Here is an 8,235-nt window from a genome sequence, read left to right as displayed (position 1 = left end):
TCAGCACGCGTGACAACGCCACGCGCGTGACACCGAGCTGCTCGGCCGCTTGAGTCACCGTCAAACCAAGCTCCGGGAGGATATCCTCCCGAAGCGTTTCACCTGGGTGAGGCGGGTTAAACATTTGGGTCATGTACTGAACCTTAGTGGTAGTCCTGGTAGTCCACCAAGACAGCGTCAGTACCTTCGAATGTGAAGGTCATCCGCCAGTTCCCATTCACGCTTATCGCGTAATGACCGGCTAACGGCCCTTCCAATCGGTGAAACTTCCAGCCCGGCAAATTCATATCATGTGGCGACTGAGCCACACTCAGCCGAGCTAACTGACGCTTTAATTTGGATGCATGGTCAGGTCGAATGCCTGCCTTACTTCCACTGACGAAGAACTCCTCGAGTCCCTTGTGCTTCCATGACTTGATCATGGGGCTCCTGATACTTGAAAAAGTTAAAGACGGTCATGGTGGTTCCTTCGTGAGTGAGTTGAACTGCTTCGCGCTCTGCTTCGCCATCTGTGTAGCGTATAGTTACACTATACACATTGGGTGAAGCAAAATCAAATTCACGGGTTCTCTCAAAGGCGGATCCGCTCCACCTCATCTAGACTGATCTCATCATGCCGCCGGTCATAGAGTTGGGTGGTGCGGGTCGATGCGTGATTGGCCATCGCGGCTGCGTTTTCAAGCGTGCCGCCGTTCTTCAGATACGCGGTGATACCGGTTGCGCGAAACGTGTGGTTGCCAATCAGCGTATCGATGCCGGCCACACGCGCCCGGCGCCGCACCATCGCGTAGGCGTTGGCTTGGGGGAGAGCAGAAGGGCTCAACTGTCCGGTGCCGCGCGCGATCGTGCGAAACAGCGGCCCCTTCGGCTCATCCCGCAGGCCGGTCTGCTCCAGGTAGTCGTGGAGATACGCTTCCAGCGTGTGATGACACGGCATCGCATGCGCCTTGCCGCCTTTCTCGCGCAGGCGCACCCACAGGCGCCGCTGCTGCACATAGACGTCCTCTACGCGCATCGCGAGTGCCGCGCCGATGCGCGCGAACGAAAACACCATCAACGCAATGAGCGCCCGGTCCCGCAGGCCGATCGGCGTCGACACGTCGATGCTGTCCAGCAGCTGCCGCGCTTCGCTCGCATCGAGCACCGGCGTCCTGCCCTTCTTCGGCGTGTGACTGGGGCCGCGCACTGACGCGGCCGGGTTGTGCGGGACAATCTGGCCGGTGACCAGCCAGTCGAACAGGTGGCGGATCGCCGCGAGGCGCTGCTTGACGGTCGACGCCGCATGCGTCTGCGTCTGCAGCTCGATCCACGCGGCGACGTGCAGCGGCTGCACAGCCGTGATGGAGGTCACGCCCGCGCTGGCGCACCAAGCCAGAAAATCCCCTGCCGCCCGCGCATACGCCCGCCGCGTATGCGGATTGCGGATGGCTGAGGCAAAGAACTCCAGAAAGCGAATACTTGCTTGCTCGCCAGCGGAGGTCACGAGCGAGGGAAGAGAGGTCGCCAGAACTAGGATTGAGCCCATCGGGGTCGTCAATGAAGCGTTGGCTTGGTCGTGATGCCCGGCGTAATCGGCGCAGCACGTTCGGCTTGCTTATAGAGGCCTTCTCGGCACTCGGCCTTGAGGTCAGCGACTGCCGATTCGATCAACGGATGGCCGCGGTAAGGCGCCACGGTGGCGTCGATCGTCGCTTCGACCTTTTCAATGGCAGCCTCGACGCTGTCCGGATCTTCGCTATCGAAGTCAACCGTGATGACGAGGCCTTCAAGCGCCTCGAGGGCAGCAGCTACCTCCGTACGAAGGTCTGCAATAAGTTTGTCGGACATAGGGTTTTTGAGAAAGCCAGGTAATCGTCACTTAGGCGGTACAGTCGTTTCCTGACTCACTAGCAGCGCCTGCGCCCGGGTCACTAGCGCCTCCAGTGCGCTTGCTGTTCCGACATCAAAATCCAAGGTACCGAGCGTCAACCGCACGACGCGGCCGGCCTGAGCATTGCGCCACGCCAGTGCAGCACGCGCGAGCACAGGGCCAATTTCCTGGCTGAGCGGGACGACAAACTCGCCCGTGAACCCGGTGTCGTCCGACAGCCCTGGCATCGTGAACGCGATGGCACTGATGCGGGTGTGATCGGCGCGCACCAAGTGATAAAACTGTTTGAGTTCACGCTGGTAGTTCGGGCTGAACGCGGCCTCATCGCCGGCTGAACGGACCAGCGTCAAACGTAGCGTCGCAGCACGCTCCATCGTTCCTCCTTTATATCTGATAAAGGACATTATCAAATATAGAAGGACGATACGTATTGGCGCGACCGTTGTGCACGCAATTCGGACGCGCCGAGCGCCTTATAAAACGGCACGAAGTGCGCTAGCGTCGGCGGGTTGCGTGAATCACGTTTCGGCTACTCATCATGTCGGACTCTGACCTGCATGCGCTTGCCCTTGCTGTGGCCGACTGCGCCCAATTCTCATCCTTGATTCGACGCGCGTTGGGCAAGCAGCAATACGAAAAAACAGAAAGTACGCTTTGCCGTGACATGTCCGACCTCGTGGGACTCGTCGAGTGGAGCCTGCCCCTCGACATGGCGCAGCAGAGCGAATTAAACAAGGCGCGCACCTACCTGGCACTGCGACGGCTGGACTGGGCCCTGACTTGCGTGGATGGCGTCCTTCAAAGCGTCCGGACGGCGATTCAGGACGATTGCTTACCGGACTCCTCGTAGGCGGGCATGGTCGGTGCGCTATCTATCGATAGGGCGCACTGGAGAGTTCATGCCGTTTTCGAAATTGTTTCAGCGGGCGCCCCGACCGTGGACCGCGCGACGAGTGCCACTCAATCAAGCCAGACTGCGCGTCCTCGTGGTCGATGACAACCACGATGCAGCCTTGGCCATGACGGTCTATCTGTCGCTGGAGGACATCGAGTCACGTGCTGTTTTCGGCGGTCGCGACGCCATCGATCTCGCGCCCGAATGGGCGCCCCATATCATCCTAATGGACATCCAGATGCCAGCATGCAATGGCATCGAGGCGGCTCGCATGCTGCGGCGTGATCCGCGGACCAACCACATCGCGATCATCGCCTATACCGCGCTGGACGAAACCGAACTGCGCCGCCAGTTGGTCGATGACGAGTTCGACGGCTACCTGCAAAAAGGTCGAGATCTCAGTCAGTTGATCCAGCTGCTCAAGACTTTCACTCAGGCCGATGGCACGGGATCAGGTACCCGTGCGGGAGGCGTTGCCTAGCTTCGAAAGACCAGCTGATCGGCATCGTAAGAAACCACGTGCGACCACCTGACTGGTCAGACGAAAACTGCTGTGCTAACGTAGCGGCGTTCCTGCGTCCCTGACGCATCGACCTACGATCGGCTTCGAGCCTGATCCTACTTCTTAAGCCGGGCACTTTGCCCGCAAACCGCTTACGGCAAGTACATCGGATTCGTCCGCCCTGCACAGCCCCGTGAGCGATTTTTTCGTGGCGCTTCGGCGGGGCTGTCGTAGTCCGTCCATCGCAAGCGCAAGCACTTTTCCATCTCGGGCTTTGCCCGCGCATCACGTTCCTACGAGCCACCAAGCTCGAACTTACCTCGTCTTTCGGCTGCCAACGAGCAGCCCAGCTAGCGCATCGCGTCCGCGCTTCCCGTTTGCTGTGCCGACAGCAAACGCAGCAAGCAAGATGCGGTGACTTCCCCGCCTTCCGCGGCCCGATCATTGGGAGCATCCGCCGAGGCAACCACGTGGTTTTGCGCGTCACTGCTTCGCATCGAGGAGCAGTGACGCGCTTTCGCGCACTCCTCTCGCCCGCGCCACGCAAGGCGTCCGTCTCATGACGTGATAGTTAAGCGCACGTCAGCGCGTCGAACCGGCCAACCGGCGAACGACAAACGACCTCATCGGCAGCAGTACCGGCCACAACAACCCACCTCCAGGTGGCGGCCCACAGTTCCCTAAACACACGCAGCACCCGGCTCGCTGGAGCGACTCGGCGCAACACAAAAACGAACGACAACAACGACAAAGACCAACGATGAACAGCAGGAACAAATCCGCGTCGGCACCGAATCGCTCGCGATCGAGGCCTCGATCAACCGAAGTGAAGTTCATGGAAGCATCGCTTTACAAGGGAGCCGCGACGTTGACCCGGCAGAAGATGTTGACGACTTTCCGAGCGTTTGCCGCGCACGCCAAGCTGCAACGTTACGGAGATGTCGATCCCGTCACCGTGACGAAGAAGCAGCTATGCAACTACGTGAGCACGCGCATTGAGGCGGGCATCACCGCGCGGACGATTCAAAACGAAGTCAGTCATCTGCGCCGAGCGTTGCACGGCGCTGGCCGCGGCGCGTGGGCCGATGCTCTCACCAACTTGCAGCTTGGTGTGCCAGCGGGAACACGCATTGGCGGTGGCCATGTGGTCGATGAGCAGGTGCTCGCTCATGCGCTCGAGCACGCTGCGGCCGACACGCGTGCGTGGATCCAGCTCGAGCGTTGCTTGGGCTTGCGTCGCGAAGAAATGATCGAGAGCCACAAGAGCCTGAAGCAATGGGAAGCGGCTCTCGCACGTGGCCAAAGCTTTATCACGGTTCGCTATGGCACCAAGGGTGGACGTGTGCGAGATACGGTCATCCCAGCGCCCTATCGCACGCGAGCCCTAGAAGCCGTACAAGCCGCGCTCACGGTCATGGCGACGCGGTCCCACTTGGTCGACGCTACGACCGCACGTGCAGCCCAAAAGCACGTCCATGAGCGTTTTGCTGCGCTAGGCCTTAAGGGTAAAGATTCTGGCCACGCCCTGCGCCGTGCCTTTTGTCGCGACAACTACGAGTACTACCTGCGCGAGGGCCACGAAGTCAAAGAAGCGCTCGCGCTGTGCTCACGTGATCTTGGCCACGGTGAGGGGCGCGGTCGCTGGGTTTGGAACAACTATCTGAGGGCGAGCTATGAGCAGCAAACCTGAATTCGTGACCGCTCACCGGCTGCCGAAAGGCAGCGTGTGGAAGGTCAAAACTGAACTGGTCGGAGGTACGCAGCTGGAAGCGCTTTCGGATCCGGCTGACGCGCTGCCGAGGGTGAAAATTTCGCCTGAGGCATTCGAAGCGCTCAAAGGTCTTCGGCATCGCGGTGAGACGATTCGGGAGGTGGTGGAGCGATTGATCTTCACTGCTATTGGGCAACCCAATAGTGATCCTCGCCAACGATAGGACAGCCTTGGTCCGTTCAGGGCCCCTGTTTGGCCCCGGAACGGACCAAGGCAGATTCAAACTATTGGTAGAAAAGCCCCTGAGCCCCAGCAGGGGCCCTGTCGGGGCCTTCACAAAGTGCTCGAAAACTGGCCGGTATGGCATCCTTTGTGTCACCAATGATTTCGATGGCCTACATGACGAAGCGAAGAGGTAGAAAAGTGTCAGATATCGGTGACTTTTCTGCCCCTTTGCTGCAGTCCTGCGAGGTCAGATCGACGTGATCGCAGAACGCATGATGATTGACGGCAGCCGGTAACTTGCTGGTCCTTGACCGCGAAACAACGCGCAATCAAGCGGTCCTCCGCTCTTCCGCCTGAAAGCTGCCTTTTGACCCTATCCGCATAAGCAAAATTATCAAGAGATAGTTGCCATTACACTACAGCCGCTAGACAAGTTCCCCCATAATCATATTATTTAAATAGCATTTCAATATTGAAATACGGTGATATTTATATGATTATCACAATAGGGAACACGAAGGGTGGGGTGGGTAAATCGACGCTTGCCGTTCAGCTTGCACTGGGCCTTTCGCTAGATGGGCAGCGCGTGTGGCTGGTTGATGGAGACCGGCAGGGGACAAGCCTGGGCGCGATCACCGTGCGCGCTGAAAGTGGCCGAGCACCGATTGCCGCCGCCGCGTACCCAGACGGCGCGACGCTGCGCGCACAGGTCACGCAGCAGGCCAGTGCATACGATCACGTCATCATTGATGCGGGCGGACGTGATTCAACCGCATTACGCGCGGCGCTAACAGTCTCTGATCTTATGTTGGTGCCGTTTCAGCCGCGTTCATTCGATGTTTGGGCGCTGTCGGACGTGGCGAGCTTGTTACGCGAGGCGCGCAGTGTGCGCGACGTACGAGCTCTAGCGTTGCTGAATGCCGCCGATCCACAAGGCAGCGACAACGAAGAGGCGAGTGAGGCGCTTGCTGACATTGAAGGCATCGAGCTGCTGCCGCTGCGTATCGGGCGGCGTAAAGCGTTCGCCAGCGCGAGCGGTGCGGGGCTCTACATCGATGAATATCGGCCGCGCGACGCGAGCGCATCGATAGAACTATCGGCACTAAAAAATTACATTATTTCAATATTGAAATAATATTGAAAATATATATGTCCATTACGAAAAAACCTAAATCTGTTGCCAGCGAGCCAGCGGCAAGTGCGTTCATCGCTCGCGCGCCCGATGCCACTGCCGCGGCAAACACGAGCCCGTCAGCACGGAAAAACAAGGTTCAAATCGCCATTACAATTGCCCCCGATTTGCTCGCTGCCGTCGACGCGCTTGCCGTACGGAAGGGCCTCAGCCGAGCCGCAGCAATTTCGCTCGCCTGCGCTGAGTTGGTGGAGCGGGACACGAAGAACTGACGCGTTAACTGTTCTTCAGTTGTTGGACTGTTGCGAGCGGTTTTGAATGGTCGTTTCTCTTATAGGACAAGCCCGAAAGGGCGCGTCAGGCTCAAGTGAGGGGAAGTCCCGAACCGCACAGCGGCTCTCCACGGACCGAGTTTTTGGCCAGTGGAGAATGGGCTAACCACAAGGGGAAGTGCCGTGACTTTGGGGGCAGCTATTGCGTCTTTTTCCGGGTGCTATCCACATGCTGCGAGCGGAAGCTTCTTTCTCGTGCATCGGCGCATCAGGAAAGAGTTTCGCCGTCTTCGAGTTGGAAAAAAATACGCGGTTCAGAACAGCGCGCCTTGCGGATTGGGTTCGAACTCAAATCGCAGTGCCGTCACCTTCCGGCCGGCTTTGATAGGTTCCCACTTCACAATTAGTCCGTTCTTTTCTCGCAGCTCTTTGACTGCAGGTTCGATGACCCGTAGTCGTAGTTCCTTAAAATTTGCCCGTGCTGTAGGCGTAGCGTCGGTCGCTTCTTGGAATTCGACTATCGTGGGCGTCCATCGCCCGGCACCCTGCCAAGACCTCAGGCACTCAAACAGTCGCCAAGAATAGATCGAACGGAATGCCGCGGCGTGCTTAAGCTTGTAGGTCGTGAACTCTTTGCGTAGGCCGAACAGGAATGGCACCAGGTCAGGATGCCATCGAACTTCAACCATTCCTTCGCCCTTCGCATACTTTCCGGTGATGACCCATGCGCGAACTTCACGCACTACACCGCGCCGCGTTGGTGTCTCGACGATAACCTTTGGCTGCTGTAATGCTTCTGCGCCCGCCTGTAATTGCTGATAAGCGGCGTCAAGTGTGATGCCGAACGTCTCGGCATATTCGATCGCTGACAGCTTGACAGTCTGCATCTTCGGATCCATCAGACCACGCACATCGGTGCTGTCAGTTTTAGCAAGCGCTGCGGCGATAAATCGTTTTTCGGGCAGGCTCAGCCCGTGGGCGGCTCGGGTGACGGCGTTCGCCATCGTCACATTGCGCTCAGCTATTCCCGTTTGGCTGCCCGGCTTTGCTGACAGACCAGTTTTCATTGGAGCAATTACTCGGTTATTGGAGCAGATGCCGATGCTACCACCAGTTCTGTCCGTTTTGTATACGTTTTACCGTTTTACTTCGTTTTAGACAGGGTCGGAGCCTTGATGGATAAGGCTTTGCGAGGCGTTATTGGTGGAGCTGCTCGGTTCTATTGGTGGAGCCGCTCGGTTTATTGGTGGAGCTGCTCGGTCTATGGTGGAACCGCTCGGTCGTTTCCACAGGCTATTGAAACAACGGCTCGGACTTATCCACAGGTAAAAAGCAAGGTCATAAAACGAAGGGCGCCGAAGCGCCCTTGATGCCGTGGAAGTGAGGCTCACGCGTGTGCGCGCTCGACTTTGGGCGTTCCCTTGGAACGCGCTTGCCAAAGATCATAGGCTGTCTGCTGGGCCAGCCATACGTCCGCGCGGCCGCCATTCTCGACGCCGAGCCATCCCTCGATCCGAAGGGCCATTTCTGGCGAGATACCGGCGTGCTCGTTCAGCACGCGTGACAACGCCACGCGCGTGACACCGAGCTGCTCGGCCGCTTGAGTCACCGTCAAACCAAGCTCCGGG

Annotated in this window: 13 protein-coding genes; 6 read left to right on the top strand and 7 right to left on the bottom strand. The window is 58.5% G+C overall.

Annotated features, from left to right (window positions below; all coding sequences use genetic code 11):
• The 5 genes from NCR93_RS31560 to NCR93_RS31540 form a co-directional block, all read right to left on the bottom strand.
• A partial coding sequence (locus tag NCR93_RS31560) for a HigA family addiction module antitoxin (RefSeq protein ID WP_250532461.1) occupies positions 1–133 on the bottom strand: 133 nt, incomplete at its 3' end.
• Positions 134–143: 10 nt separating this feature from the next.
• A complete protein-coding gene (locus tag NCR93_RS31555; RefSeq protein ID WP_244808899.1) occupies positions 144–422 on the bottom strand; it encodes a type II toxin-antitoxin system RelE/ParE family toxin in 279 nt (92 codons plus the stop codon).
• Between the two features lie 149 nt (positions 423–571).
• The gene (locus NCR93_RS31550) at positions 572–1,525 is read right to left on the bottom strand and encodes a tyrosine-type recombinase/integrase (protein ID WP_244808900.1); all 954 of its coding nucleotides are present in this window, start codon (positions 1,523–1,525) and stop codon (positions 572–574) included.
• Between the two features lie 8 nt (positions 1,526–1,533).
• The gene (locus NCR93_RS31545) at positions 1,534–1,827 is read right to left on the bottom strand and encodes a YuaX family protein (protein ID WP_244808901.1); all 294 of its coding nucleotides are present in this window, start codon (positions 1,825–1,827) and stop codon (positions 1,534–1,536) included.
• 27 nt (positions 1,828–1,854) lie between these two features.
• Entirely contained in the window at positions 1,855–2,244 is a 390-nt protein-coding gene (locus NCR93_RS31540; protein ID WP_244808902.1) for a hypothetical protein, read from the bottom strand.
• A gap of 164 nt (positions 2,245–2,408) precedes the next feature.
• Here NCR93_RS31540 and NCR93_RS31535 point away from each other — a divergent pair, with 164 nt between their 5' ends.
• The 6 genes from NCR93_RS31535 to NCR93_RS31510 all read left to right on the top strand — a co-directional run bounded on the left by NCR93_RS31535 (position 2,409) and on the right by NCR93_RS31510 (position 6,607).
• Positions 2,409–2,720: a hypothetical protein gene (locus tag NCR93_RS31535; protein ID WP_008344535.1), complete on the top strand. Its 312-nt coding sequence runs from the start codon at positions 2,409–2,411 to the stop codon at positions 2,718–2,720.
• 49 nt (positions 2,721–2,769) lie between these two features.
• Entirely contained in the window at positions 2,770–3,246 is a 477-nt protein-coding gene (locus NCR93_RS31530; RefSeq protein WP_008344533.1) for a response regulator, read from the top strand.
• 856 nt (positions 3,247–4,102) lie between these two features.
• On the top strand, positions 4,103–4,957 hold the full coding sequence (locus NCR93_RS31525) for an integrase domain-containing protein (RefSeq protein WP_244808903.1): 855 nt from the start codon (positions 4,103–4,105) through the stop codon (positions 4,955–4,957).
• On the top strand, positions 4,941–5,201 hold the full coding sequence (locus NCR93_RS31520; RefSeq protein WP_244808904.1) for a hypothetical protein: 261 nt from the start codon (positions 4,941–4,943) through the stop codon (positions 5,199–5,201). The genes NCR93_RS31525 and NCR93_RS31520 overlap by 17 nt, the downstream gene beginning before the upstream one ends.
• 495 nt (positions 5,202–5,696) lie before the next feature.
• Positions 5,697–6,338: an AAA family ATPase gene (locus tag NCR93_RS31515; RefSeq protein WP_244808907.1), complete on the top strand. Its 642-nt coding sequence runs from the start codon at positions 5,697–5,699 to the stop codon at positions 6,336–6,338.
• 14 nt (positions 6,339–6,352) lie between these two features.
• The gene (locus NCR93_RS31510; protein WP_244808905.1) at positions 6,353–6,607 is read left to right on the top strand and encodes a hypothetical protein; all 255 of its coding nucleotides are present in this window, start codon (positions 6,353–6,355) and stop codon (positions 6,605–6,607) included.
• Positions 6,608–6,921: 314 nt separating this feature from the next.
• Here NCR93_RS31510 and NCR93_RS31505 read toward each other — a convergent pair whose 3' ends face one another.
• Positions 6,922–7,674, bottom strand: coding sequence for a replication initiation protein (locus NCR93_RS31505; RefSeq protein ID WP_244808906.1), 753 nt, complete (start codon positions 7,672–7,674; stop codon positions 6,922–6,924).
• A gap of 320 nt (positions 7,675–7,994) precedes the next feature.
• Positions 7,995–8,235 (bottom strand): HigA family addiction module antitoxin (locus NCR93_RS31500; protein ID WP_250524671.1); only part of this gene is annotated, 241 nt, incomplete at its 5' end.

Source organism: Caballeronia sp. ATUFL_F1_KS39, from assembly GCF_023630985.1.
In the GTDB taxonomy this organism is placed as follows: domain Bacteria; phylum Pseudomonadota; class Gammaproteobacteria; order Burkholderiales; family Burkholderiaceae; genus Caballeronia; species Caballeronia zhejiangensis.
Note: the sequence above shows the minus strand (reverse complement) of the source record. Positions and strands in the feature narration are given on the sequence as shown.